The 24129-nt window shown below is 63.8% G+C and carries 23 protein-coding genes, 1 tRNA gene and 2 pseudogenes; 12 read left to right on the top strand and 14 right to left on the bottom strand.

Translation table 11 applies throughout. The features are described from left to right. Nucleotides 1-38 precede the first annotated feature (38 nt). The 9 genes and pseudogenes from NF699_00715 to NF699_00675 all read right to left on the bottom strand — a co-directional run bounded on the left by NF699_00715 (nt 39) and on the right by NF699_00675 (nt 8875). Nucleotides 39-245: a hypothetical protein gene (locus NF699_00715; protein ID USU05269.1), complete on the bottom strand. Its 207-nt coding sequence runs from the start codon at nt 243-245 to the stop codon at nt 39-41. Further along, nucleotides 242-1024 carry a Crp/Fnr family transcriptional regulator gene (locus NF699_00710; GenBank protein USU05268.1) on the bottom strand — a complete coding sequence of 261 codons (783 nt, stop codon included), beginning with the start codon at nt 1022-1024 and terminating at the stop codon, nt 242-244. The genes NF699_00715 and NF699_00710 overlap by 4 nt, the downstream gene beginning before the upstream one ends. Before the next feature lie 46 nt (nt 1025-1070). Continuing rightward, nucleotides 1071-2063, bottom strand: a complete 993-nt coding sequence (locus tag NF699_00705) for an SDR family oxidoreductase (protein ID USU07162.1) — start codon at nt 2061-2063, stop codon at nt 1071-1073. Nucleotides 2064-2153: 90 nt separating this feature from the next. Next, a pseudogene (locus NF699_00700) lies at nt 2154-2339 on the bottom strand (glycosyltransferase). Nucleotides 2340-3109: 770 nt separating this feature from the next. Then, complete coding sequence (locus NF699_00695) at nt 3110-4192, bottom strand: glycosyltransferase (protein USU05267.1); 1083 nt, start codon at nt 4190-4192, stop codon at nt 3110-3112. Next, entirely contained in the window at nt 4189-5298 is a 1110-nt protein-coding gene (locus NF699_00690) for a glycosyltransferase (protein ID USU05266.1), read from the bottom strand. Before NF699_00690 ends, NF699_00695 begins: the two co-directional genes overlap by 4 nt. Beyond that, entirely contained in the window at nt 5295-6542 is a 1248-nt protein-coding gene (locus tag NF699_00685) for a glycosyltransferase family 4 protein (protein ID USU05265.1), read from the bottom strand. Before NF699_00685 ends, NF699_00690 begins: the two co-directional genes overlap by 4 nt. Beyond that, complete coding sequence (locus tag NF699_00680) at nt 6539-7606, bottom strand: SDR family NAD(P)-dependent oxidoreductase (protein ID USU05264.1); 1068 nt, start codon at nt 7604-7606, stop codon at nt 6539-6541. Before NF699_00680 ends, NF699_00685 begins: the two co-directional genes overlap by 4 nt. 153 nt (nt 7607-7759) lie before the next feature. Continuing rightward, nucleotides 7760-8875 carry an NAD-dependent epimerase/dehydratase family protein gene (locus tag NF699_00675; GenBank protein USU05263.1) on the bottom strand — a complete coding sequence of 372 codons (1116 nt, stop codon included), beginning with the start codon at nt 8873-8875 and terminating at the stop codon, nt 7760-7762. Between the two features lie 231 nt (nt 8876-9106). On the opposite strand from NF699_00675, the gene NF699_00670 reads away from it, so the two are divergent. The 3 genes from NF699_00670 to NF699_00660 are packed head-to-tail and all read left to right on the top strand — an operon-like array spanning nt 9107 to nt 11423. Next, nucleotides 9107-9706 carry a histidine phosphatase family protein gene (locus NF699_00670; GenBank protein ID USU05262.1) on the top strand — a complete coding sequence of 200 codons (600 nt, stop codon included), beginning with the start codon at nt 9107-9109 and terminating at the stop codon, nt 9704-9706. Continuing rightward, nucleotides 9703-10500, top strand: a complete 798-nt coding sequence (locus NF699_00665; protein ID USU05261.1) for a TIGR04290 family methyltransferase — start codon at nt 9703-9705, stop codon at nt 10498-10500. Before NF699_00670 ends, NF699_00665 begins: the two co-directional genes overlap by 4 nt. Next, nucleotides 10497-11423, top strand: a complete 927-nt coding sequence (locus tag NF699_00660; GenBank protein USU05260.1) for a glycosyl hydrolase — start codon at nt 10497-10499, stop codon at nt 11421-11423. The genes NF699_00665 and NF699_00660 overlap by 4 nt, the downstream gene beginning before the upstream one ends. 2 nt (nt 11424-11425) lie before the next feature. Here NF699_00660 and NF699_00655 read toward each other — a convergent pair whose 3' ends face one another. Further along, entirely contained in the window at nt 11426-11920 is a 495-nt protein-coding gene (locus tag NF699_00655) for a DUF1003 domain-containing protein (protein USU05259.1), read from the bottom strand. Between the two features lie 14 nt (nt 11921-11934). Between NF699_00655 and NF699_00650 the strand changes: the two genes are divergently transcribed. The 3 genes from NF699_00650 to NF699_00640 are packed head-to-tail and all read left to right on the top strand — an operon-like array spanning nt 11935 to nt 15395. Then, nucleotides 11935-12942, top strand: a complete 1008-nt coding sequence (locus tag NF699_00650; protein USU05258.1) for a zinc-binding dehydrogenase — start codon at nt 11935-11937, stop codon at nt 12940-12942. A 13-nt stretch (nt 12943-12955) separates the two neighbouring features. Continuing rightward, complete coding sequence (locus NF699_00645; protein USU05257.1) at nt 12956-13972, top strand: Gfo/Idh/MocA family oxidoreductase; 1017 nt, start codon at nt 12956-12958, stop codon at nt 13970-13972. Further along, complete coding sequence (locus tag NF699_00640) at nt 13953-15395, top strand: phospholipase D-like domain-containing protein (GenBank protein USU05256.1); 1443 nt, start codon at nt 13953-13955, stop codon at nt 15393-15395. Before NF699_00645 ends, NF699_00640 begins: the two co-directional genes overlap by 20 nt. A 118-nt stretch (nt 15396-15513) precedes the next feature. Here the strand turns inward: NF699_00640 and NF699_00635 are convergent. Beyond that, a tRNA-Leu gene (locus tag NF699_00635) sits at nt 15514-15598 on the bottom strand. 78 nt (nt 15599-15676) lie between these two features. On the opposite strand from NF699_00635, the gene NF699_00630 reads away from it, so the two are divergent. Next, nucleotides 15677-15901, top strand: a complete 225-nt coding sequence (locus NF699_00630; protein ID USU05255.1) for a hypothetical protein — start codon at nt 15677-15679, stop codon at nt 15899-15901. Nucleotides 15902-15911: 10 nt separating this feature from the next. On the opposite strand, the pseudogene NF699_00625 reads toward NF699_00630, so the two are convergent. Further along, nucleotides 15912-16583, bottom strand: a pseudogene (locus NF699_00625) (ATP-binding protein). Between the two features lie 136 nt (nt 16584-16719). On the opposite strand from NF699_00625, the gene NF699_00620 reads away from it, so the two are divergent. From NF699_00620 to NF699_00610, 3 genes are read left to right on the top strand one after another with little or no spacing between them, the layout of a single operon-like run. Beyond that, nucleotides 16720-18468 carry a DDE-type integrase/transposase/recombinase gene (locus NF699_00620; protein ID USU05254.1) on the top strand — a complete coding sequence of 583 codons (1749 nt, stop codon included), beginning with the start codon at nt 16720-16722 and terminating at the stop codon, nt 18466-18468. Continuing rightward, nucleotides 18465-19376: a TniB family NTP-binding protein gene (locus NF699_00615; GenBank protein USU05253.1), complete on the top strand. Its 912-nt coding sequence runs from the start codon at nt 18465-18467 to the stop codon at nt 19374-19376. Before NF699_00620 ends, NF699_00615 begins: the two co-directional genes overlap by 4 nt. Further along, nucleotides 19373-20356, top strand: coding sequence for a TniQ family protein (locus NF699_00610; GenBank protein ID USU05252.1), 984 nt, complete (start codon nt 19373-19375; stop codon nt 20354-20356). Before NF699_00615 ends, NF699_00610 begins: the two co-directional genes overlap by 4 nt. A gap of 6 nt (nt 20357-20362) precedes the next feature. On the opposite strand, the gene NF699_00605 is transcribed toward NF699_00610, so the two are convergent. Then, the gene (locus NF699_00605) at nt 20363-20623 is read right to left on the bottom strand and encodes a hypothetical protein (protein USU05251.1); all 261 of its coding nucleotides are present in this window, start codon (nt 20621-20623) and stop codon (nt 20363-20365) included. A 276-nt stretch (nt 20624-20899) separates the two neighbouring features. Here NF699_00605 and NF699_00600 point away from each other — a divergent pair, with 276 nt between their 5' ends. Further along, nucleotides 20900-21505: a phosphoglycerate mutase family protein gene (locus NF699_00600; protein ID USU05250.1), complete on the top strand. Its 606-nt coding sequence runs from the start codon at nt 20900-20902 to the stop codon at nt 21503-21505. Nucleotides 21506-21875: 370 nt separating this feature from the next. Beyond that, a complete protein-coding gene (locus NF699_00595; GenBank protein USU05249.1) occupies nt 21876-22826 on the top strand; it encodes a LysR substrate-binding domain-containing protein in 951 nt (316 codons plus the stop codon). Nucleotides 22827-22888: 62 nt separating this feature from the next. Here the strand turns inward: NF699_00595 and NF699_00590 are convergent, their stop codons facing one another. After that, on the bottom strand, nt 22889-23638 hold the full coding sequence (locus NF699_00590; protein USU05248.1) for a nucleotidyltransferase domain-containing protein: 750 nt from the start codon (nt 23636-23638) through the stop codon (nt 22889-22891). Nucleotides 23639-24129: the final 491 nt, after the last annotated feature.

Below are 24129 nucleotides of genomic sequence, written 5' to 3'. Positions count from 1 at the left end.
TCATGACTGGCCGCAGCATAGCCGATGATCCGTGTGCGTCACCCCGTTGCAGGCATGGTAGCGGAAGGAGCGGCCGCCTCCGCCGCCGCGATCAGGCGCCGGCCGGTTTCCAGTGCAGCCTCCGGCGTCATCGCCACCGCGACGCCGTCGGGTCCGTCCAGCATGACCTGACCATTCTCGGTGGATACCGAACCGGGCCTGGTCTGGGGCGACTGGGCGTGGCTGTGTTGTTCGTCGTCGTTCATGTCGTCTTCCACGGGCCGAAATCGGAATAGAGGTAATCGCTCTCGAACTCCGCGACGGCACACAGGCCTTGCGAATCGAGTATCTCGACCTGCCCGTTCTTGAACAGCAGCAGGCCCTGTTCGCGCAGCGACCGCAACGTCCGGTTGACGTGGACGCCCGTCAGCCCGCACGCCTCGGCCAGATCGGGCTGCGTCAGCGGCAGGTCGAATTTGCCGCCGCTCGCCAGCCCGACCAGTTCCAGTCGCGCGTTCAATTCGCAAAAGAAGTGCGCAAGGCGGCCGTCCGCGCCGAGGCGCCCGAGACGGAAAATCCATTCACGGTGCATCGCCGCGTCGATCAGGGTCGCGAACCACAGGAAGCGGGTGAGCCGTGGATGCTCTTCGGTGATGCCGACCAGCGTCTCGTGATCGAACAACGCCATGCGGACCGGCCCGAGCGTTCCGATGTCATGATCGAGGCGACCGGTCGGGAAACCGTGAAGATCGACGAAATCACCCGGGATATGGACGGATACAAGCTGCCGGTATCCTTCGCGATCGTCCATATACCGCGTCACATAGCCGTCGATCAGCATCATGCTCTGGTGGACCGGCTCGCCGCGGCGGACCAGATGGTGGCGCGCAGGATAATCTTTCACCGCGGATGCCGCGCTTTCGAGAACGTGGCGTTCGTCGTCGGTCATCCGGTCCCTGCCCCGGCCGAGCAGGAACCGCCCGGTAAGCGGGAACGTGGCCAGATCGGCGGCAGGCAGCACGCGTGGCGTTGGATCGTCTCTCATCGACACGTACAAACCCGGATCGGCATCGTAACGTTCCCTGTACGTCTTATTCCGCCGCGCAGGCCAGCCGATCCGCCGACGATGGCCCGTCCGCAAGCTCGTGCGCGAACCATGCGCAGGTCAGCGACAGGCCCTCGGACAGCGCAATGCGTGGTTCCCAGTCGAGCAGCGCTCGGGCACGCGCGATGTCCGGGCGGCGGCGGCGGGGATCGTCGACAGGCAGCGGGCGATGAACGATCGGTGCGGTCGTCCCGGTGAGGGTGACGACCTGCGTCAGCAGATCGTTGATCGTCAACTCGTTGGGGTTACCGAGATTGACAGGCTCCATGCCGTCGAACTCCGCATCCATCAGCGCAATCAGGCCCGCGACGAGGTCGGAGACGTAGCAGAAGCTGCGCGTCTGGCTGCCGTCGCCGTAGACGGTAATCGGTTCGCCCGACAGCGCTTGACAGATCAGGTTCGATACGACGCGGCCGTCGTCGGGGTTCATGTTGGGGCCGTAGGTGTTGAAGATGCGCGCGACGCGGACCTGCGCGCGGCCGGTGCGGGCGAAGTCGAACGTCAGCGATTCGGCCGCCCGCTTGCCCTCGTCGTAGCAGGCGCGCGGGCCGGTGCAGCTGACGAAGCCGCGATAGCTTTCCTGCTGCGGGTGGTGTTCGGGATCGCCGTAGACCTCGCTGGTCGAAGTGAGCAGGAAGCGGGCTCCATTCGCCTCCGCGAGGCGGAGCAGGCGGTCGGTGCCGACGACGTTGGTCAGCATAGTATGCTCGGGATCGGCCTGGTATTGCGGCGGCGAGGCGGCGCAGGCGAGGTTGTATACGCGATCGTACCGAAGGTCGGTGACCGACGGTGGCAGGACGTCGACCACGTCGGCTTCGACGAAAGTGAAGTTCGGATGATCCTGAAGCGCGTCAAGATTGCTCGCGCGGGAGGTCAGCAGGCTGTCGACGCATACGACCCGCTCGCCCCGATCCAGCAGCGCCCTGCACAGGTGCGATCCGATGAAGCCGGCGCCGCCGGCGACGAGAGTACGGGTCATGAACTTCCCCCTTGCTTCGATGAGGTGCGCTTCGAGCTGAGCGGCGCGGGTGACGGCCGTGTGATCGGCGAGGACGCGGGCGCGGGCGGCATGGCCGAGTACGGTGGCATCGCGATCCAGTGCCGCGACGACGTCGGCTGTCGTGTCGGCGAGAATGATCTCCGTCCCCTCCGCGAAGATGCTGTCGAGGCCGGGCCAGCGATCGGAGATGATCGGCGTGCCGCACGCCGCCGCCTCGAACAGGCGGACCGAGGGCGACCAGCCCGCGGCGATCATGTCGGCGCGCGTCACGTTGAGGGTGAAGCGCGATGCCGAGTAGAAAGCGGCGTGTTCGGACGGCGGCAGATGCTCGATCCGTTCGACATTGACGGGCCAGTCGATGTCGGCGGGATATTGCGGGCCGGCGACGGCGAAGCGGCGGTGCGGCTGCGCCCGCGCGACGTCGATCAGCAATCGGGTGAGCGTCGGCTGGCGATCGTCGCTATACGTGCCGAGATAGCTGAGGTCCCACTTCACGGGCACGTCGAGCGGGCGGTAGGCCTGCGTATCGACCGAGCAATAGAGCGCGCGGGCGGCGGGGGAGCCGAAGTCGCGTTCCAGACGATCGAGGGTCGGGCCGCCGGTGAAGCTGAGGTACGCGTCGTAGCCGGGGATGATCGCGGGCGAGAGATACTCGAAATCGCCGCGGGCGAGCTTCGCCAGCGTGACGGGCGTGTCGATGTCGTAGAACGCCGCGATCCGCGCGTGTGCCTGCACGTAGCGGCCGACCGACACGCCTTCGGGAACGTAGGAGCCGACGATCACCGCATCGGCCGCCTCAATCTCGCCCTGCCAGCGGGTGAGGTCGTCGAGGTCGCGGTAATAGTCCAGGCGGCAGAACGCGGGGTTCGGCAGGTCGCGGTGGTTGTCGGCGTACCAGGGGACCTCGCGTTCGAGGAACAGCACGTCGTGGCCGCGCGCGGCGAACGCCTTCAGCAGCGCGCGGAACGTCGTGGCATGGCCATTGCCCCAGGACGAGCCGAGGCTGAGGCCGAGGACGACGAGCTTCATGCCGCCACCTGCAGCATGTGCGCCCGGAACAGCGCGTCGACCTCTGCGCCGCGCAGGTCGTAGGTGTGTTCGGCGAGCACGCGGCGGAGCGCCGCCTGGCCGATCGCCTGCGCGCGTGCCGGGGTTAGCGCCGCGAGATGCTCCGCGACGTCCTGCCCGTCGCGGGCGACGAGCACCTCCTCGTCGGGGATCAGGAATTGCTCGATGCCTTCCCACGCGTCGGTGATGAGGCAGGCCGCCGCGCCTGCCGCCTCGAACACGCGGGTCGCGGGCGAGAAGCCGATGTGCGCCATGCTGTCGCGGGCGACGTTGAGGACCGCGCGCGGGGTGCAGTTGAAGGCATTGTGCTCGGCGGTGTAGACGTGGCCGCGATGGCGGACGTTGGCCGGCATCACCTTGGTATCCCAGCCGTTGCCGCCGATGAGGAAGCTCTGATCGGGCAGCAGCGCAGCGGGGCGCAGGAAGAATTCCTCCACGCGGGCCTCGCGATCGGGCAGGCGGTTGCCGAGGAAGGCGAGGTCGCAGGCGAAGCGCGCGTCGCGCGGCACCGGGTGATGCGTCTCCGGGTCGAGTGCATTGTAGACGGGGATGCAACGCGCCGCGCCGAAGCCGGTGTAGGCATCGACGACCGGCGGGCCGCCGCCGTAGGTCAGCACCATGTCGAGATCGGGCAGCGCCTTCAGGACCGGATGCGACCCATCGGCACGCATCTCGTCCAGCGTCGCGGCGGCGTCCACGTCCCAGAAGATCTTGAGGGCTTGCGGGTGCGCGTGGCGGATGATGCCGTCCAGCAATTCGGCATCGAAGACGCCGACGCCATTGGCCTTCACCACGATGTCGGCCTGGACGGCTTCGGCGAGGACGCCGTACAGCGCGTCGACCGTCGCGGGGTAGACGACCGACTTCGCATAGGCGGGCGGATCGATGTCGCGGTGCTGCTGCCGGTCGAACGCGTCGGGTTCGTAGAAGGTGATATCGTAGCCGCGTTTGTGCAGCGCCTTGAGGATGCCGCGATAGTAAGTGGCGGCGCCGTTCCAGTAGCTGGAGACGAGGCTGGAGCCGTAGAAGGCGATCTTCATGCTGCGTCCTTGCGAGCGGGGGTCTGGAGGCGCGCGACGATGGCGAGCAGTTCGTCCACACGGTGGGCGCAGGTGTGGCGGGCGCGGATCGTCTCCAATCCGGATGCGACGAGCGCGGCGCGCAGGTCGGCATCCTCGCGCAGGTCGCGCAGCGCCTGCGTCATCTCGGCACCGGAGCGGACCATCAGGAAATCCTGCCCGATGCGGAACAGGCCTTCGCTGTCGTCCCACGGCGCGCTCACCAGCGGGATGCCGCAGGCCAGCGCCTCGAATACCCGGATCGTCGGGATGCCCGGCAGGATCGTCGCATAATAGCGGCGGGGTACGTGAACGGTGGCGAGGTGCTGCGCGAACAGGCCCGGCGCCGCAGCGTTGGCGGCCCAGCCGTGATAGCTCGCGCCATAGCGGGCGAGCGTCTCGCGCGCGGTCTGCGGGTAGCGGACGCCGTAGACGTCGAGACTGAGGGCCGCCGCCTTCGCCGGTTCGAACAGATAGGTCTCGAGCTCCTCGGTGCGCTCGCCGTCGCCCCAATTGCCGACCCAGACGAGGCCTTCGCGCGGCCCTTCGGCAGCGGGCGGGTGGAAGCGGCGGATGTCTGCGGCCTCGTGCCACGTCCACACGCGCCCGCTCCAGCCCCAGCCGCGATAGACCTCGCTCAGCGTCTCGCCGAACGCCAGCACGCCGTCATAACCCGACAGGTCGTAGGCGCGCATCTGATCGGGCTCGCTGACCGCGCGATGGTGGGTGTCGTGGAACAGCAACGTGAAGGGCGCGCCCCGTTTGCGCAGCGCACCGATCGCGGCGACGAGTGCATGGTCGTTCCATTCGTGGACGATGACGAGGTCCGCCCCGTCGACCATCTCGGCGACATCGGGCCGCTCGGGATAGCTGACCGAGCCCAATTCCGGATAGGCCTCGCGATAGGCATCGAGCCCTTCGGGGCCATGATCGGCGACGAGGTTCGTCAGGCTCCAGGCGTTTTCGGGCGCATAAACGCGGACGTCGTGGTCGCGTGCGATCAGTTCGCTCAGCACGCCGCGCAGGAAGTGGGCGTTGCCGTGATTCCAGCACGAGGCGAGGCTGTGGGTGAAGTAGACTATTTTCATGCGGCGGCTTTCCGGGCGGGCGGATGCGAGGCGATTACGTCGCGATAGAGCGCGAGCATGCGATCGGCGGTCGCATCGGGAGTGTAGCGGGCTGCACGGCTGCGGGCGGCCTCGCCCAGTGCGGCGCGGCGCGGCGTGTCGTGGACCAGCGCCTCGATCGCCTCGCACCATCCGCCATCGAGGGGGACGAAGCTGGCCGCGCCGTCCCACAATTCGCGAAACGTCGGGATATCGGCGAGGACGAGTGCACAGCCGGCCTGCGCGGCTTCGAGCACGGCGAGGCCGAAGGGTTCGAAGCTGGCGGCGGAGACGAAGATCGGCCGCTTGGCGAGGTGCGCGGCGATCTGCTCGCCCGACAGGTGGCCGAGTTCGCGCAGGTGATCGAGGCGGATCGTCTCGCCGTGCGGCCCCTTAGACGCGCCGGCGGCGAGGAACGGGATCGGCAGGCGCGCGGCGGCCTTGTCGAGCAGCGCGGCGTTCTTGACGCCATCCCACAGCCGACCGACGATCAGCGCGATATCGGCCATCGGCGCGGCGGAATCGTAGGCGCCGGCGAGCGTGCGGCCGTTGTGGATCGCCAGCACCGGCGTTTCGAGGCGGTAGTGACGCTCGACGATCGTGGCATAAGCGGCACTGGGTGCGACCACGCGGTCGACCGCGCGCAGGCCATCGGCGGTGAGTGCGCGGTGCCAGCGATAATCCTGACCGAGCGGCGTGCCCTTGGCGGCTTCCCACCAGGTCGAGACGCAGCCGTGGGCAACCGCGATCGACGGCACCGGCGGCGTACCCACGGCTGCGAGCGTCGGCATGTTATAATGGATGAGATCGGCGGCATGGTCCTTGGCCAGCGTGGCAATCGCCTTCCCGGCGGCAAGGACGGGCGCGGCGTCGACGCAGGTCCAGTCGAGCGGGAGGCCGGTTTCGATGAGGGTGATGGGGGCTGGGGACGGGGCTGCCCCACCTCCCCCGTCACCCCGGACGTGTTCCGGGGTCCACTCCACGGCGAGACGCAGGGCTTGAGGCGAGAGGCCTTCCGATGGGGATGAGTGGACCCCGGAACGAGTCCGGGGTGACGGAGTGCTTTTGGCCGGGGTTGGCGCCAGCGCCCCACGCTGATTCTCGTCAGGCGCCGGCCCGAGCACCGCCACCACGCATTCGACTCCGCGCGCGCTCAGCGCCTGCGCCAGTTCGGTCGTATATTGCCAGACGCCGCCGACCGCATCGGTGGTGAGCAGGATCTTCATTCGGCGGCCACCGTCAGCCGCTCGCCGATCGGATGATTGAGCCCGCGCTCCGTCGCCAGCCACCGCGCGAGATTGGCGACACCGTCGCGCCAAGCCACCTTCGACGACAGGCCGAGCGCCACCTCCGCCGCACGCGTGTCGGCGACGAAATAGCGCTGATCGCCGGCGCGCCAGTCGGAGAAGGACACGTCGACCTCGCGGCCGATCAGGTCGCCGATGTGGCCCAGCAGCACCCGCAGAGATATCGCGTTGGCGGGACCACCGCCCAGGTTGAACGCCCTGCCCTTCACCTGATCGATGCGCTGCCACGCGTGCAGATACGCCTCGACCGCGTTCGACACGTCGAGGATGTCGCGGACCTGATAGCCGTCGCCGTAGAGCGTGATCGGCTTGCCTTCGAGCGCGCGGATCAGGAAGTGCGCGACCCAGCCCTGATCCTCGGTCCCCATCTGGCGCTGACCGTAGATGCACGACATGCGCAACACCGCGGCGGGGACGCCATAGCTGCGCGCGTAATCGAGGACATATTGGTCGGCCGCCCCCTTCGACACGCCGTACGGCGTGTGGAAATCGAGCGGCCGATCCTCTCCTATGCCATGGGCGCGGACGGCGGCGTCGACGGGGACGTAGGTGTCGCCGTCACGCGCGAAATCGAGGTCGGCGAGGTCGCCGTAGACCTTGTTGGTCGAGGCGAAGATGACCGGGGTGCCCGGTTTCTGCCGAAGCGCCTCGAGCAGGTTGAAGGTGCCGAGGATATTGATCTCGAGGTCGGCGCGTGGGTCTTCCATACTGGTGGTGACGGCGACCTGCGCCGCCATGTGGAACACCGCCTGCGCCTCGTTCACCGCGCGGGTCAGGTCCGCGGCGTTGCGGACGTCGGCCTGGATCGCGGTGATCTGCGTGCCGTGGCGTTGTTGCAGCCACGACAGGTTGCGCTCGACGCCGGGTCGGGTCAGCGCGTCGTAGATCAGGACGTGATGCCCTTCGCTTGCCAGACGGTCGGCGATGTTGGAGCCGATGAAGCCCGCCCCTCCGGTGACGAGAATGGGCGCGTCAGAGAGCATGGTGGCTCGTCTCCACACGTCCGTCATCCCGGCGTTCGCCGGGACCCATGGACCCGATCGGCTGCCGGTGGAGCGACTCAGAGGCGGCACCCCCTCCATGGGTCCCGGCGTTCGCCGGGATGACGGAAAGAGTGCGGGTGGACGGCTGCGGCGTCACGCGACCAGCCCCCGCTTCTCCAGCTCTGCTCTCGCCTGCCCGACATTGTCCTCGGCGGTCTGTTCGCCGACCCATTCGGCCAGTTCCGCCAGCCCTTCGATGAAGTCCTGCGTCGCCCGGAACCCGATCCGCTCCTCGGCGAGGCTGGTGTCGCAGAAGCAATGGCGGATATCGCCGATGCGCGCCTTGCCGACGATCTCGGGGCGGATGTCGTTCTTGCCCATCGCCTTGGCCAGGGCCTCGGCGACCTCGGTTACCGAGCGGTCGTGGCCCGAGCCGATATTGAAGGTCTGGTCGACCGCCTCGGGCAGCACCAGCGCATCGGCAAAGGCGCGCGCGACGTCGGACACATGGACGAAGTCCCGCCGCTGCTCGCCATCCTCGAAGATCATCGGCTGTTGCCCGTTGAGCAACCGCGACGCGAAGATCGCGAGCACACCCGTATAGGGGTTGGAGAGCGCCTGCCCCGGTCCGTAGACGTTGAACAGGCGCAGGCACACGCCTTCCATGCCATAGGGCTTGGCCATGATGTGCGTCGTGCGCTCCTGCACGTATTTGTTGAGCGCGTAGATCGAGGCGAGGCTGGGTCGCTTCCATTCCGGCGTCGCCACCGGGGTCAGCGTGCGACCCTGCGCATCGACCGGGTCCCAGTTCGCCATGCCGTCGCGCACCGCGCCACGCTCCGCATTCTCGACCAGCGCACCGTCGGCGTCGCGGTACAGCCCCTCGCCGTAGATCGACATCGACGAGGCGGTGACGACGCGGCGCACCGGGTTGTCGATCAGCCGTTCGAACAGCACCGCGGTGCCGACGTCGTTGGTCGAGGTGTAGCGCTCGACCTCGTACATCGACTGGCCCACGCCGACCTCCGCGGCGAGGTGGATGACGCTGTCGATGCCCTGCAAGGCACGCGCGACCGCGTCGCCGTCGCGAACGTCCGCCTTGATCAGCTCGACCTCGCCGTTGAGCAGCGGCGGCCGGTCGACATGGCCGTGAACCTGCGGGATCAGGCTGTCGAGTACGCGGACCCGGTTGCCGCGGCGGAGCAGTTCGTCGCCGACGAAGCGACCGATGAAACCGGCGCCGCCGGTGATCAGGACCGTCTCGCTCATGCCGACTGACCCATGTTGATGATCGAGGTCAAGGACAGGTTGCGGCTGTTGGTGTCTGTTCGAAGCATCCGGTGCCCGGCCCTCTCGTATGGACAATCGCTACGAGGGTGGAACGAAGGTTCTTCTTCTTTGTTCCTAGTAGCTTGAGGTACAAACCTCTTAACCGATGTTAAGCTGGCAAGTTGGTGTTTCGCCATCGACTCGCCGGCGTTTCTGGACAAGGGCGCAGAGTTGACGGCGACGTTCCTCCTCATCCGGCATGCCGCGCATGTGCACCTCGATCGCCGTCTGTCCGGGCGGATGCACGGTGTGGCGCTGAGCGGCGAAGGCCATGCGCAGGCCGCTGCTCTCGGACGGGGCCTGCGCGGCGAACGGATCGACCGGATCGCCTGTTCACCGCTGGAGCGCACCCGCGACACTGCGGCGGCGATCGCGGAGGCCTGCGGGCTGGCGGCTCCGATCCCGGTCGAGGCGCTGATCGAGATAGACATGGGCGACTGGACCGGTGCCGCCTTCGGCACGCTGGCAGGGCCGGCATGGGACGACTGGAACGGATCGCGTGGCACCGCGCGGATTCCCGATGGGGAAACAATGGCCGAGGCTCAGGCGCGGATCGTCGGCTATATGCACGCGGTCGCCGCGGCTGAGGATGGCGCGGTGATTGCGCTGGTGACACATTCCGACATGATCCGCGCTGCGGTCGCCGACGCGATCGGATTGCCATTGGATAATCTGCTGCGCTTCGATGTCGCGCCGGCCTCGGTCAGCCGCGTGGTGTTGGGCGATTGGGGCGCGCGGCTGTTGAGCTTGAACGAAAGGGTGGCTGCATGACGCCGGATGTCTTGCGTGCCGAGGTGGAGCGCCTCGGCCCGTGGTTTCACAACATCGATCTGGGGCACGGCATCGAGACCGCGCCGGAGCATTTTCTGGGCGATTATCCGCGATTCAAGTTCGCGCGCTTCGCCGACGCGCTGCCCGCCGATCTGACCGGCAAATCGGTGCTCGACATCGGCTGCAACGCCGGCTTCTATTCGGTCGAGATGAAGCGGCGCGGGGCGGATCGCGTGCTCGGCATCGACAGCGACGACCGCTATCTGGCGCAGGCGCGGCTGGCGAGCGCTGCACTGGGCTTCGAGGGCGTCGAGTTCCGCAACCTGTCGGTCTACGATGTGGGTGCGTTGGGCGAGCGGTTCGACCTCGTGATCTTCATGGGCGTGCTCTATCACCTGCGCCATCCGTTGCTGGCGCTCGACCTGATCCGCGAGCATGTTGCGGGCGACCTGATGCTGTTCCAGACAATGCAACAGGGATCGCGCGAGGTGTATCCGGTGCCGGCGGATCATCCCTTCCATATGCCGGATACACATGAACCGCCGCCGTATTTCGACGAGCCGGGCTATCCCAGAATGCACTTCATCGAGCGCGAGTTCGCGCACGACTGGACCAACTGGTGGGCACCCAATGCAGCGTGCAGCGCGGCGATGCTGCGCGCATCGGGCTTCACCATCGAGGCGCAGCCGGAGAGCGAGGTCTATCTCTGCCGGGTCGCGCCGGTGCCTTACGCAGAATTCGGACCCGCAGCGGTCTACCCCAGCACGGGGCCAAACAGGGGGAGCGACGCATGATCGAAGCGGCAATGATCTGGAACGAGCCGAACAACAAATCGCATTGGGACCCGGAGGTCGATCCCGACTGGTCGCTGTTCGCCGACACGGTGATCCGCGCGGGCAACGCGATCCAGGCGATCAATCCGGCGGTGACGCGGGTGCTCGGCGGCATGAGCCCCATCGATCCCGAATGGGTCAACCGGATGCGCGGCCATGGCGCGCTCGATGCGGTCGACGTGGTCGCGGTGCACGGCTTCCCGCTCGACTGGAACCTGTGGCCGATCCACGCCTGGCCCGACAAGATCGCCGAGATTGAGGCGGTGTGTCCCGACAAGCCGATCTGGGCCACTGAAGTGGGCGTCGGCAGCTTCGGGGCGGAGGAGGTGCAGGAATTCGGGGTCCGCCGTACCGCCGAACTGCTGCTCGACCGCGTCGACCGCGTGTTCTGGTATTCGCTGTTCGACCTGCCGCATGCCTGGGGCGCGACCACCCGTCATCGCGAGGCGGAGGGGTCGAGCTATTACCGCCATTTCTACATGGGCCTGATCCGCGAGGACGGCACGCCCAAGGCGTCGCTGGACGTCTATGCCGAGGTCGCGGATCGCATGGGGCTGATGCAATGGTTCCACTATCAGGACCCGCGGCTGGATGAGGCGGTGGCGTGGATGAAGCGGCTCGGCACGAAGCGGCTGCGCACCGGCCTCAGCTGGGCGGACAGCTTCCGCCCCGATGCGATCGACTGGTTCGACCGGCAGATGGAGGCGTTGCAGGACTTCGACGTCACCGTCACCTTCTGCTTCACGCCCGAACATCTCGGCATCCAGCCGCACCATACCAGCGCGGCGAAGGACCCGCAGCAATTCGCCGATTTTTGCGCGTGGATGATCGATCGCTATGCACCTGCGGGCGTCTCATCCGTGCCGCAGATCGCGGCGGCGTGACGTCAGGCTTTTTGAGCGTCGAGCGCGTCGAGCACGCGTTCGGGCTCCACGTCGGTCTCGATCTCGCGGTCCTCGACCGGCACGTCGAGCCGTTGGGCAATTCGGCCGACCAGCGCGGCGAGGCGGGTCAGTTCGTGTTCGGCGAGCAGGTTGATGTGCAGGTCGAGATCGGCGCGGCGATCGGCTTGTTCGGCCATGCGGTTCTGGCTGATGAGGACGAAGGTGGAGAGGAAGATCGCTTCCACCGACGCTTCGGACGCCAGAATGACGAACGTCGGATCGAAACGGGGAATGCCCGGTATCCAGCCGAGGTTGGCGACGATCCACAGGCCGTAAATGGTCAGATGGATCGCGACGAAGGTCATCGATCCGGTGAAGCGCGTGATCCGATCGGCGATACGCGCCGGCAGCGGTGCGGCACGGCGTTCGGCACGTGCGCGATCCGCGAGCGCGGCGATATTATCGCGCAAGGTCGTCTGCATCCCGGGATCGCTCATGGGATCAATAAGACATGGAAGATCAGATGGTTGCAGGAATGATGCGCGCTGCGGTGCTGGATGCGCCGGGCGCGATGCGGGTGGACCGGGTCGCAGTGCCTGAGCCGGGCGCGGGCGAGATACGGTTGAGGCTGGAGGGTTGCGGCGTGTGCGCGTCGAACCTCGAGCCATGGGCCGGGCTGCCCTGGGTTACCTACCCCGGCGAGGCCGGCGGACTGGGGCATGAAGGCTGGGGGCGGATCGATGCGCTGGGCGCCGGGGTCGAGGGACTGAGCGTCGGCGATCGCGTCGCCGCCCTCTCCTACCGTTCGTTCGCGGAATACGATCTGGCGAAGGCGGACATGGTCGCCAGACTACCCGCCGCACTCGATGGCCAGCCGTTTCCGGGTGAGCCGCTGGGCTGCGCCTTCAACATCTTTCGACGCAGCGACATTCGTGCTGGCCAGACGGTGGCGATCGTCGGTATCGGATTTTTGGGCGCGGTGCTGACCCGGCTCGCCAGTGATGCCGGCGCACGGGTGATCGCGATCTCGCGTCGGCAGGAAAGCCTCGACCTCGCGACGCACTATGGCGCGGCCGAGACGATCCCGATGCACGATCACTGGCAGATCATCGAACAGGTGAAGGCGCTGACCGGCGCAGCGATGTGCGAGCGGGTGATCGAGGCTGTCGGCAAGCAATGGCCACTGGACCTCGCCACCGCACTGATCGGGTTCGGGGGCAAGCTGGTGATCGCGGGCTACCATCAGGACGGCCCGCGCCAGGTCAACATGCAGGACTGGAACTGGAAGGGCATCGACGTCGTCAACGCGCACGAACGCGATCCGGCGGTGCAGATGCGCGGGCTGCACGAGGCGATCGATGCGGTCGCAAGCGGGCGGTTCGATCCGGCACCGTTGTACACGCACCATTATCCGCTGGAACGGCTGGGCGACGCGCTGGACGCGACACGGGACAAGCCCGGCGGGTTCGTGAAGGCGCTGGTGGACATGACATCCTCCCCGGCGGGCACGGCATCGTAAAAGGAACATCCGCTTGAACATCCCACGCTTGGGCTTTCTCGGCACCGGCTGGATCGGTCGTCACCGGATGGAGGCGATGGTCGCCACCGGTGCGATCCGGGTCGGCGCGATCTGCGACCCGTCCCCGGACTGCATCGCGGATGCGGTCGCGCTGGCCCCGGATGCACGAATCGTTTCGTCGCTGGACGACATGCTCGCGCTCGGCCTCGACGGCGTGGTCATCGCGACGCCGTCCGCGCTGCACGCCGAACAGTCGATCGCCGCGTTGCAAGCCGGCGCCGCCGTATTCTGCCAGAAGCCGCTCGGTCGCTCGGCAGCCGAGGCGCAGGCGGTGATCGACGCCGCACGCACTGCCGATCGCCTGTTGGGCGTCGACCTGTCCTATCGCCACACGGCTGCGATGACGGCGATAGCGGATCGCGTCCGCAGCGGAGCGCTGGGCGAGATCTTCGCGGTCGACCTCACCTTCCACAACGCATACGGACCGGGCAAGCCGTGGTTCTTCGACCCCGCGCAATCGGGCGGCGGTTGCGTCATCGATCTCGGCGTCCATCTGGTCGATCTGGCACTCTGGACGCTGAATTTCCCGAACGTCGGGAACGTCGAGGCGACGCTGCTCGCGAAAGGCAGGCCATTGCAGTCCGGATCGGTCGAGGATTACGCCACCGCACAGTTCATGGCCGGCGACACGGCGATCCGCCTCGCCTGCTCGTGGAATCTGCACGCCGGTCGCGATGCGGTGATCGAGGCGGCCTTCTACGGCACCCGCGGCGGCGCGGCATTACGCAACGTTTCCGGGTCCTTCTATGACTTCACGGCGCAGCATTTCACCGGTACGCAGGCGATCACGCTGGCCGAGCCTCCCGATCCATGGGGCGCCCGGTCCGCTGCCATATGGGCGGAACAGCTTGCTGCGTCCTCCCGTTTCGACCCCGCCGCGGAGCAGTTCGCGTGCAGTGCCGAGGTGCTCGACCGCATCTATGGCCGACAGGAAGGACTGAACGCCCACGATGCTCGACCCCGGCCGTAACGTCTGGCGTATCGAACGTGCCGATCGCCTGTCGGTGATCGTCGATGCGGATCGCTATTTCGGAGTCGCGCGCGAGGCGTTCCTTCAGGCGAAGAAGCGGATCATGCTGGTCGGCTGGGATTTCGACGCGCGCATCCGGCTGGTAGGTAGCACCGGCACGACCGAGGGGCCCGAAACGGTCGGCGACTTCCTGTACTGGCTGATCGAACGCAATCCGGAGCTGGAGCTGTACCTGCTGCGCTGGGACGTTGGCGCGATGAAGGCGGCGTTCCGTGGCAGCACGGTGTTCACGGTGCTGAAGTGGATGCGGCACCCGCGCATCCACGTGAAGCTGGACGGGCATCACCCGACCGCATCGTCGCATCATCAGAAGATCGTCTCGATCGACGATTGCCTCGCCTTTTGCGGCGGCATCGACATGACCGCGGAGCGATGGGACACACGGGCGCATCGCGACGACGACCCCGGCCGCAAGCTACCCGGCGGCAAGCCGTACAAGCCCTGGCACGATGCGACGACCGCGATTACCGGCCCGGCCGCCGCGGCGCTGGGCGAACTGTGCCGTGATCGCTGGCATCTGGCCGCGGGTCATACCTTGCACCCGGTCGAGGGCGGCGGCACCTGCTGGCCGGCGTCGCTGGAGACGACGTTCGAGGACGTCGAGCTGGGGATCGCGCGCAGCCAGCCCGAAATGCCGGGCGAAGCGGCGGTCACCGAGGTCGAGGCGCTGTTCATCGACCAGATCAGGGCAGCCGAGCGCCACATCTATTGCGAGAGCCAGTATTTCGCATCGCGCCGGATCGCCGAGGCGATCGCTGCACGACTGGACGAGCCTGACGGGCCGGAAATCGTCATCGTCAATCCGCTGACCGCGCAGGGCTGGCTGGAGCCGCTGGCGATGGACACCGCGCGCGCGCGTCTGGTCGAGACGCTGCACCGGCGCGACAAGCATGACCGGTTCCGGCTGTACCATCCGTTCACTCGCGGCGGCACCGCGATCTATTGCCATGCCAAGATCACCATCATCGACGATACGCAGCTGCGCATCGGATCGGCCAATATCAACAACCGCTCGCTGCGGCTCGACACAGAATGCGACGTGGTGCTGGATACCGAACGCCACCCCGGCGCCGGGCTGGAAGCGAAGATTGCGGCGACCCGCCACGACCTGATGGCCGAACACCTCGACGTCGCGGCGGAGCGCGTCGCGCAGTTGATGGAGCAGACGGGATCGCTGATCGAGACGATCGAGCGGCTGCGTGGACCCGGCCGATCGCTGCGGCCGTACGAGGTCCCGGATTTGGACGGCATCGAGAAATGGCTGGCGGACAACGAGGTACTGGACCCCGAAGGTCCGGGCGAGATGTTCGAGGCGACGACCCACCGCGGCCTGTTCCGGGGGCGGCTGCGCAAGCGCCGCTGATCGGTACGGCAAGTTTGGGTCAGGCCGCCGCCGTCGTGGAGCGGTGGCATCGCCATCGCCGGCCCGATCGCTCCGGGTCGGCGGCGCCGGCCCACGATATCGTTCATCGATGATGGAATGGTGCCCCTGGCCGGACTTGAACCAGCATGCCTTACGGCGTTCGATTTTGAGTCGAATGCGTCTACCAATTTCGCCACAGGGGCAGCGAAGGCTTGCCGGGTAGCCGTTCGCCGACGGCATCGCAAGCATGCAAAGCCGCAAAATATACGAAACGGTCCGGCTTGATCCATGTCGTTGCGCCGATGAACCGGTCCGTGTTTAGCGCGGAAAGCTCGATACGGGTTTCCGGAACAATGACGGCAGATAAGATGGGCGAACGTGAATCACTGCAGGAGCAGTTGGTGCGTGCGCTGGAACATGCCGATGCGAGCGGCGATTTTCTGATCGCAGCCTTGCTGAGCCAGTGCCTGGCGCTGATCAAGGAGCGAGAGGCCGCCACGCACTAGACGTCCCGCCTCAGTTTGTCGGGCTTTTGCGACGATAGCTGAGTGCCTCCGCGATATGAATGCGGCCGATGGTCCCGGCCCCGCCCAGATCGGCAATGGTGCGCGCGACCCGCAGCACCCGGGTATAGCCCCGTGCCGACATCCGCATCGCCTCTGCCGCCTGCGCCAGCAGCCTGCGGCCCGGCTCGTCCGGCGTCGCGACCCGGTCGAGCAGCGCACCGTCCGCGTCCGCATTGGTCCGCGCCGTTTCTCCGGCATAGCGGATCGTCTGGATCGCGCGCGCGGCGGCGACACGGGCCGATACCTCGGCCGAACCCTCGGCGGGCGGCGGCAGGACGAGGTCGGCGGCGCTGACGGCGCCGACCTCGACATGCAGGTCGATGCGGTCGAGCAAGGGGCCGGATACTTTCGCCTGATAGTCCGCCGCGCAGCGTGGCGCGCGGGCACAGGCAAGGCTGGCGTCGCCCAGATGGCCGCAACGACATGGATTCATGGCGGCGATCAACTGCACGCGCGCGGGAAAGGTGACGTGCGCATTGGCCCGCGCGACACTGATCACGCCGGCTTCCAGCGGCTGACGCAACGAGTCGAGGACGCCGCGCTGGAATTCGGGCAGCTCGTCGAGGAACAGCACGCCGAGGTGCGCGAGGCTGACTTCGCCCGGCTTCACCTTCAACCCGCCTGTGGATCGCCATCGGTTCGATGCACTGTGCGCAAGTTTCTGACCGGATCTTACCGCCGATTGACTACACTATGGGGAACGATAGCTTGCACTGGCGCTGCTTCTGCCCTCTCCAGACGTCATCGGAGCCAGTACCGTGACAGACTTGCCGAAACAGGTAATACCGCTGGGACAAGCGATGATCTCTGGAACCGTAGACGGCGACGACATTATGGCATCGCCCGAACGGCTCAGGATCGCGACGCTTAGAAAACCAGTGTTGGATCGGCTGCTCGCACTCCCCAAGCGGACGAATCGGGAGGTACGCATTGCGGCTGAAGAGCTAAACTGTTCAATTCGAACCGTATTTACCTTACTGAAAAGATACGGTGCGTCGCGGCGGCTCGCAGACTTGGCTCCGCGTAGACGCTCCTCATTGCTCGGCAGGAGCATGGTCGATGCACGTGTCGAGGCTATTATGGCCGAGGTGATCGCTTCTTATCACCTCAGTCGTATGAGACCCACTATCACTCAGACGATTCTGGAAATACGTCGGCGCGCTCAACAACTCGGCCTTGCGCTGCCCGATCAAAAGACTGTGCGAAAGCGCATAGCAGCCATCCCAGCGGTGCAAATTGTACGATCGCGTGAAGGTGCGAAGCGAGCGCGCGAACAGTTTGGTTTGGTGTCAGGCTCAACGCCCGAAACCGAGTTCCCCCTGCAACGAATCCAAATCGATCACACACGCGTCGATCTTATTGTCGTGGATGAAGCGCTGCGTCAGCCTCTTGAGCGGCCTTGGGTGACAGTTGCGATTGACGAATATTCCCGAGCCGTGCTGGGCTTTTATCTTTCACTAGAAGCGCCATCGTCTACGTCGGTCGGGCTGTGCCTAGTCCATAGCATTCTACCGAAAGATGGGTGGGCAGCACGGATCGGGCTCGTCCCCAAATGGCTTCCGTATGGCCGGCCCGACGAAATCTACACTGACAATGGATCGGATTTTCGATCCGAAGCCGTGGAGCTGGGTTGTCGATCTTGGGGCATGGTGATCAACTTTCGTCCCGGCGGGATGCCCCACTTTGGCGGGATCGTAGAGCGAGTGATCGGTACAGCAATGCGATCGCTGAGAACCTTGCCCGGTGCGACCGGCGGCTCGATAGCTGAACGCGGTGACGTTGATCCCGCCAAAGGCGCATCGCTGACGATGCAAGAGTTGGAGCTACTGCTCGCGACCTTCATCGCGGGTCATTATCATTGCAAAATCCATAGCCATCACGGAATGACGCCGAACGCGCGTTGGCAGGCTGGTATTTTTGGAGATCAGCAGCGAGCCGGTAGAGGCATCCCAACGCCAATCAACGATCCCGCAAGGCTATTGATAGACTTCCTGCCGATAGAGCGCCGGTCAGTGAACCGCCGGGGCATCCGGTGGGGTGGCATCCACTATATGGATGATATCCTTAGGCCTTATCTGGACGATCAAAGCCAGACCAAATTTGTTGTTCGGCGTGATCCCCGTGATGTCTCGCGTATCTGGTTTCTTTGTCCCGACGATAATATTTATTATCCGGTACGCTCGCGCGATATATCCCGCCCGAGTATTTCGGCATGGGAATTGGAAAATGCTCGCAAGCACCTGCGCGCTAGCGGCCAACGCGGTTATGACGAAACAGCGTTGTTCCAAGCCGCAGAGCTTCAACGAGAAATCGTTGCAAAATCTTTAGAGGCTCGCAAAGCCTCGCGAAAAAACCGGCTGGCGAAAGAGCGCCAGATAGGCGCGAGAATCAGTCAAAAATACTCGGAAACCCATCTCGACAGTCATGAGCCTGCTTCGGCATCCCCTTGGCGTCGCATCATTGACGATGATCTAAAAGGCGACGAATTTTACGAGGTCGATGAATGATCGATCGGGCCCGCGAACTCACTGCGACCGCTAAGGAGCTTTTAAACAGTTCTGACGATGAGCGGGTCGGCTCGCTCTCTCGAGAGCCGTTCGTGTCCTATGGGACAGCGAAGCGCATCTTGATCCGCATGAATGCCCTTCTGCACAGCCCTAGATCGCATCGGCCTGCAAGTATGCTTATTGCGGGCGCTACAAACAATGGAAAAACCATGCTCGTGCGCCGGTTCACCGACGCAAATTTGCCAGTCCATGACGAAGATGCGGATGCGGTGATCTGCCCCGTAATTTACATTCAGATGCCGCCGACCCCCGACGCTCGACAATTCTACCTCGCCATTCTCGAGAAACTTCATGTCCCGATCCAGCGGACAGCGGTCCTTAGCCACGTTCAGGCCCAAACACTAAAAATATGCAAGATTGTCGGACTTAAAGTCCTTATTATAGATGAGCTACATAATATACATGGCGGCAGGATTGAACAGCAAAGATATTTCCTAAATCTTCTTCGCTATATCTCAAACGAACTTGAAATACACATTATAGGATGTGGCCTAGCATCCGCATTGAGAGCACTGCAATCCGACGAGCAACTCACCAACCGCTTTGAACACTGGCCACTTCCGATATGGAAAAACGACAAAGCCTGTAAAGTGCTCCTGAACACGATCGAGTCCACATTACCACTACGACGACAATCGAGCTTGTCGGAAACAGAGATGATAGAGCGTATCTTAGGCCTTTCCGGGGGAACGATCGGCGAGATCGTTCGCCTAATTAGAGAAGCCGCTGAGACAGCGATACGGTCAGGAGCGGAGCGTATCGACACTAATCTGTTGGATGGTCTGGGATGGGTTGCCCCCGAGAACAGACGGCGAGCGGCTGAAGCTGTTTTAGGCCATCGCGGTTGACCGCAACCGAGCTCCTCCCCTGGCGACCAAGCCCGAAGCCAAACGAGCTATTCTCGTCGTGGTTACGGCGCTTAGCGCTAGGAAACAGCGGGAAGATTCAGACATTTTGCCATTTGCTGTGGCCGGGTCGGCAACTTTGGAACAGAGACACCGATGCCATCGCCCCTGCCGAGGTGCTCTTGTCGCTCGCCTCGCGAACAGGACGGAATATAGCCCTTCTGGAAAAAACGACGCTTCGCGCATTCGAAGGCATCGTGTTTGAGCACGTGCGCGTCAAGGTCGCGACCCGTTGGGTGTTGCCACTTGGGGTATATCATCGAACCCGGCGATTGGGCGGTCAGCAATGGTGCCCTGTCTGCCTGAGGGAGGATACCCACCCCTACTATCGGTTAGACTGGCGCCTAGCATTTTCAACCTCTTGTTCGAAACACGGGGTAATGCTTCACGATCGATGCACTTGTTGCGGGGAGCCTGCCGTGCCCCATCGCGGCGTTGATCCTGAGTGCCACCAGTGCGGGTTTGATCGCCGGAAATCGCCGGTCACTTTCGGAGATTCCAGAGCGCTCCAGCTCGAACACACTATGCGTGCCGTGGCTTATGGCACCGGAACGCTACCACCGCCGCTTCGCGACCTTCATCCCTTGGCGTATTTCGACCTGCTAAGGCAGGTCTTCAGTATCGTGTCATCGAATCCACGCTCAGCGCAGCTGAGGGAAACTGTAACCCGCCACTCGGGCGGCGACCCCTCGCCCCCGACTCGTTCGATGAAAAGCGCGGCATTCGAGAATCTTTCAACGTCCGACAGGCATCGCATGATCGCGATCGGAGCGTGTTTGTTAGAGGGATGGCCGTTCAATTTCATAGGCCTTTGCGCCGAGGCCGGGATGTGGAAAAGCTGGGCTATGCGCGGCGATCAAAGGCATATCCCTTTCAAATATGCCGATCCCGTCGCTACTTATCTTGCCCCGATCCTACCTTAGCCAGCTTTACGCGGCGCAAGACACGGTCTCCCGTCCTCGCTTTTTTGCATCTCGTTCGGCGGCTGAAGCGATCGCCGCATAATCCCGAAGAACCTTCTGCATGATCTTGACCTCAGCGAGTCCTACGTCGCTCGCGCCTACGAGCATGGCAGCCATGGCGCCCTCAAATCGATTGAGGCCGAACTCCACTTCTAGCACTCCAAGCATCGCCGACAGGCGACTCGCGACAGCATCAAAGTCAACTTCGCTATTTGGCAATTTCAACAAACGCGCCTCCTGCACATACAGAGGCCCCGGTCCGAAGCCGGGTGTTCGTAACCCCGCGCGTAGCACAAGGCGCTGCCGCCTTTGAGCGGAGCCTTGGACATACGCGGCAGCCACCCGGCCGAGAAACTCGACCGGACTACGCCTTCAACGGGGTTACGACGCCCCACGGACGGGATTGACCGTGCCGCACATCGTAGATCGCAGAAACAGACACTATGGGCAACGGCCCGATGCCCTGTATGAATATGACTTCATCTGCAGAGGGCATATTTTCACGTGCGAGCGACATTTGTGCGGCATGGTCAGAGCACCGGAAATGCCGGAATGCCAAGCGACGACCTTTCCTTGATCGAGCTCACCGACCTTGGTTGGCAGCAGGCCCGTGATGTTGCCGCGGTGTGGGATGAAACACCGTCGCTGATAGTCACTTCGCCATACCTTCGCACTCAGCAGACGGCAGCACCTACGATCGAGCGGTTCCACGGCGTTCCAGTTGAAGTTTGGCCGATCGAAGAATTCACTTACCTTCAACCTTCTCAATGGAACGGAACCCTCAGCTCTACGAGGATGCCTTATTTGGAGCGCTTCTGGAGCGCCGCCGACCCGACGTATTGCGATGGAGAAGGTGCAGAAAGTTTTGCAACGCTGCTTCGCCGCGCCGAAACGGCGCTTGGAAGGCTTTCGACCTTACCGCCCGACGCGCTGGTATACGTTTTTAGTCATGGTCAATTTATCCAAGCCGTCCGCGCTGTCATCAATGACAACCATTTGGACGACAAACAGAAAATGGAATTTTTTTGGAAAAAGGGCGCTCCGCCCCCAATAAGTAACGTACAAAGACTTTCGTTTAATTTCGGATCACAGGGATGGAATGAACGGTAAATTCGCATCGATTATCTAACCGATACAATCCGCTAATGCCGTTGCGACCGCGGACTCCGCCGAACTCAGTTTTTAGCCGCTAAAATTCGTCAGCGCTCAAACAAGCCCAATCCGAAGAACGGCTTCGTTCCCGGGAGCCGTATCCGAGAATCGCGGCGCGCAAGCGATGTCCTTCCGCGACGAATACCGACTTGAACATTGCGGTTCGACGGCCCGTGACGGCTTATCCGAAGCGCGTCCACCGTCGCTCATGCCAGGCCCGAGACTGAACCATATCTCCGAACCGCCAGAACCGGGTTTCCCGAGTGTGGAGACCAGCCCGAACGAGAGTCCAGCACTCGCCGGTTGACAGCTCGACGATGCGGTGAATGTGCGCGGCATCGACGTGGTAGGTTTCGCCAGGGGGCCGGTGAACCAATTCACTGCGCCAACCGCCGCTCGGATCCAGATTGAACACCTCTTCGACATACCCGCCATCAAGGATCTCGGTGTCGAAGCTCCAGGGGTGGTCATGCGGCGTCGCGTGTGGCTCTTCCATCTTGAACCGGTGCAGCGCACGTCCGTCATCGAGATGATATTTGGTGAACGCCCGCGACATGCGCTCGACGCTGACGATCCGCGTGCCGTCGGGAAACTTACCCCGGCACTGGCGGAGGTGGAGGCCGAGATTAGCGCGCTGACCGAGATGCGCGCGATACCTACCGGCACGATCCGGATCACGACGTCCAAGCATGCGGCCACCACCCTGTTATGGCCGAAGTTGCGCCCGATGCTGCGTGACTATCCCGACGTCCATCTCGAACTTAGTCTGGATAACGGCTTAGCCGACGTCGTTTCCGACCGCTTCGATGCCGGCGTCCGGCTAGGAGAAGCGGTTGCCAAGGACATGATCGCCGTGCCGATTGGTCCGGACGTGCGCATGGTAGTCGTTGGCGCACCGTCCTACCTCGATCGGCATCAGCCTCCTGCCGTGCCACAAGACCTCGCGCAGCACCGATGCATCAACCAGCGCACGACGACCGTGGGTGGTTTTTACGCTTGGGAATTCGAAAAGGACGGTCGTGACATGCGCGTCCGCGTCGATGGGCAACTCGCCTTCAACGACGAAGATATCATCGTTCAGGCTGCGATCGATGGGTATTGCCTTGCCTTCGTCATGGAAGACTATGTTCGTCCGGCATTGGCTGCTGGACAGCTCGTTCCAGTGTTAAAAGATTGGTGCCCTGCATTTGCAGGCTACCATCTTTATTATCCAAGCCGGCGACAGCCCACGGCTGCATTTTCGCTTCTCGTTAAAGCTCTGCGCCATCCGAGGGAGTGACCGGGCATGAACCTAGGACACAGGCTTCTCAATTGGGAACGAATTTTGGGAAAGTGGTTCTCTTAAGCGACCCGCCATGATGCAGGTGCATCCCGACAATCGCCATCAAAGAGAGCGCCGCCATGTGGAGCTAATTCTGCTTCTGCTAGCGCGATTACAAGGCCACCCTCGCCCCTAGTGAACAGGGTGCGAAAGGCACTGTCGAACCGGACCGCTAGATCGGCATCGATGTTCGTCAGAAGTCGCGGAGCCCATTTGCCTGTCCCGTTCCAGTGACCCCGACCCCGCAGGGCGAGTTCCACGAGCTTTGGATGGAGCATGGCTCCTATCGCCAACACCTCTTCCGCAGTTCGATCGCCGCGTAGATCATCCACCGCGTCCGTGATTTCATAACGCAGCCCGTTCAATGAGATGGTCGAAAACGGCAGCGGTCCGTTCCTCAACCGAGCCGCCACTTCATCGCGCAGGGCTTCAGCCGCCCCCTGACCCGGACCGACTATCTTACCCTCCACGAACATATTCAGGATGCTGGGGCGGCCCCGCGCCACGTCCTCGTTGACGAACCAGGCCAGCGTCTCAGGGTCGTGAACAAACGCCTCGATCGGCACGCTATCGACGGTGAAGGACTCGCGGCGCGCTGCCTCGAGGTGATCGAAGACGACAACCAAGTCTATGTCGGAGAGGTAAGTGCCTTCCCCGCGCATGATTGACCCTGCCGCATAGGCGAAGGCCGCACCGGCATAGCGGGTGTGAAAGACAGCTTTGGCGATCGACAGCGCCTCCGCCGACGTGCAGCCGGTTCGTTTGATCATAAGATAGCCCTACTTCCGTAGATACGGGACGTACAATGCCACTTGGGAACGGCCAGCGAGACAGCCGAGGCGTTCTCACGAGGATCGAATATCGGAATGATCGGGTCTGTCTTGGCTGCTGACCAGCCGATTTTATCCACGCCGCTTGGCAAGCCGCCGACTAAATATATACCGTGCTTCCCATGGAACTGTACCCTGCCGTCCGCTCTCGGATCGTACTTGGGCTTTATTCAGCCTGCTTCGGAATAGGCGCGTTCAACCATGCGCGCGATTTTATGGCATATGGTTGGCGGCCTTATAGTTGGGGACCACCACTACTTGAGGCTTTCTGGACGTGATTGGTACTTTTAGACCTACTTACGATCACATTGCTTTTATCGCGACTTAGGCGGTGTGGCCTGCTTTTGGCGGCAGCAGTCATGCTTACTGACGTGATAGCTAACACCTATGCCTTGGTCGTTTTGAAGATTCCCGCATTCGGCTTGGCCGTG

The sequence above is a fragment of the Sphingomonadaceae bacterium OTU29LAMAA1 genome, assembly GCA_024072375.1.
Taxonomy (GTDB): domain Bacteria; phylum Pseudomonadota; class Alphaproteobacteria; order Sphingomonadales; family Sphingomonadaceae; genus Sphingomonas.
The sequence above is the reverse complement of the archived record's forward strand: the minus strand, read 5'-3'. Positions and strand labels throughout refer to the sequence as shown.

Coding starts and splice junctions, on each gene's coding strand:
- NF699_00715 (USU05269.1), bottom strand. CDS start 245: ATGAACGACGACGAACAACACAGCCACGCCCAGTCGCCCCAGACCAGG.
- NF699_00710 (USU05268.1), bottom strand. CDS start 1,024: ATGAGAGACGATCCAACGCCACGCGTGCTGCCTGCCGCCGATCTGGCC.
- NF699_00705 (USU07162.1), bottom strand. CDS start 2,063: ATGACCCGTACTCTCGTCGCCGGCGGCGCCGGCTTCATCGGATCGCAC.
- NF699_00695 (USU05267.1), bottom strand. CDS start 4,192: ATGAAGATCGCCTTCTACGGCTCCAGCCTCGTCTCCAGCTACTGGAAC.
- NF699_00690 (USU05266.1), bottom strand. CDS start 5,298: ATGAAAATAGTCTACTTCACCCACAGCCTCGCCTCGTGCTGGAATCAC.
- NF699_00685 (USU05265.1), bottom strand. CDS start 6,542: ATGAAGATCCTGCTCACCACCGATGCGGTCGGCGGCGTCTGGCAATAT.
- NF699_00680 (USU05264.1), bottom strand. CDS start 7,606: ATGCTCTCTGACGCGCCCATTCTCGTCACCGGAGGGGCGGGCTTCATC.
- NF699_00675 (USU05263.1), bottom strand. CDS start 8,875: ATGAGCGAGACGGTCCTGATCACCGGCGGCGCCGGTTTCATCGGTCGC.
- NF699_00665 (USU05261.1), top strand. CDS start 9,703: ATGACGCCGGATGTCTTGCGTGCCGAGGTGGAGCGCCTCGGCCCGTGG.
- NF699_00660 (USU05260.1), top strand. CDS start 10,497: ATGATCGAAGCGGCAATGATCTGGAACGAGCCGAACAACAAATCGCAT.
- NF699_00655 (USU05259.1), bottom strand. CDS start 11,920: ATGAGCGATCCCGGGATGCAGACGACCTTGCGCGATAATATCGCCGCG.
- NF699_00650 (USU05258.1), top strand. CDS start 11,935: ATGGAAGATCAGATGGTTGCAGGAATGATGCGCGCTGCGGTGCTGGAT.
- NF699_00640 (USU05256.1), top strand. CDS start 13,953: ATGCTCGACCCCGGCCGTAACGTCTGGCGTATCGAACGTGCCGATCGC.
- NF699_00615 (USU05253.1), top strand. CDS start 18,465: ATGATCGATCGGGCCCGCGAACTCACTGCGACCGCTAAGGAGCTTTTA.
- NF699_00590 (USU05248.1), bottom strand. CDS start 23,638: ATGATCAAACGAACCGGCTGCACGTCGGCGGAGGCGCTGTCGATCGCC.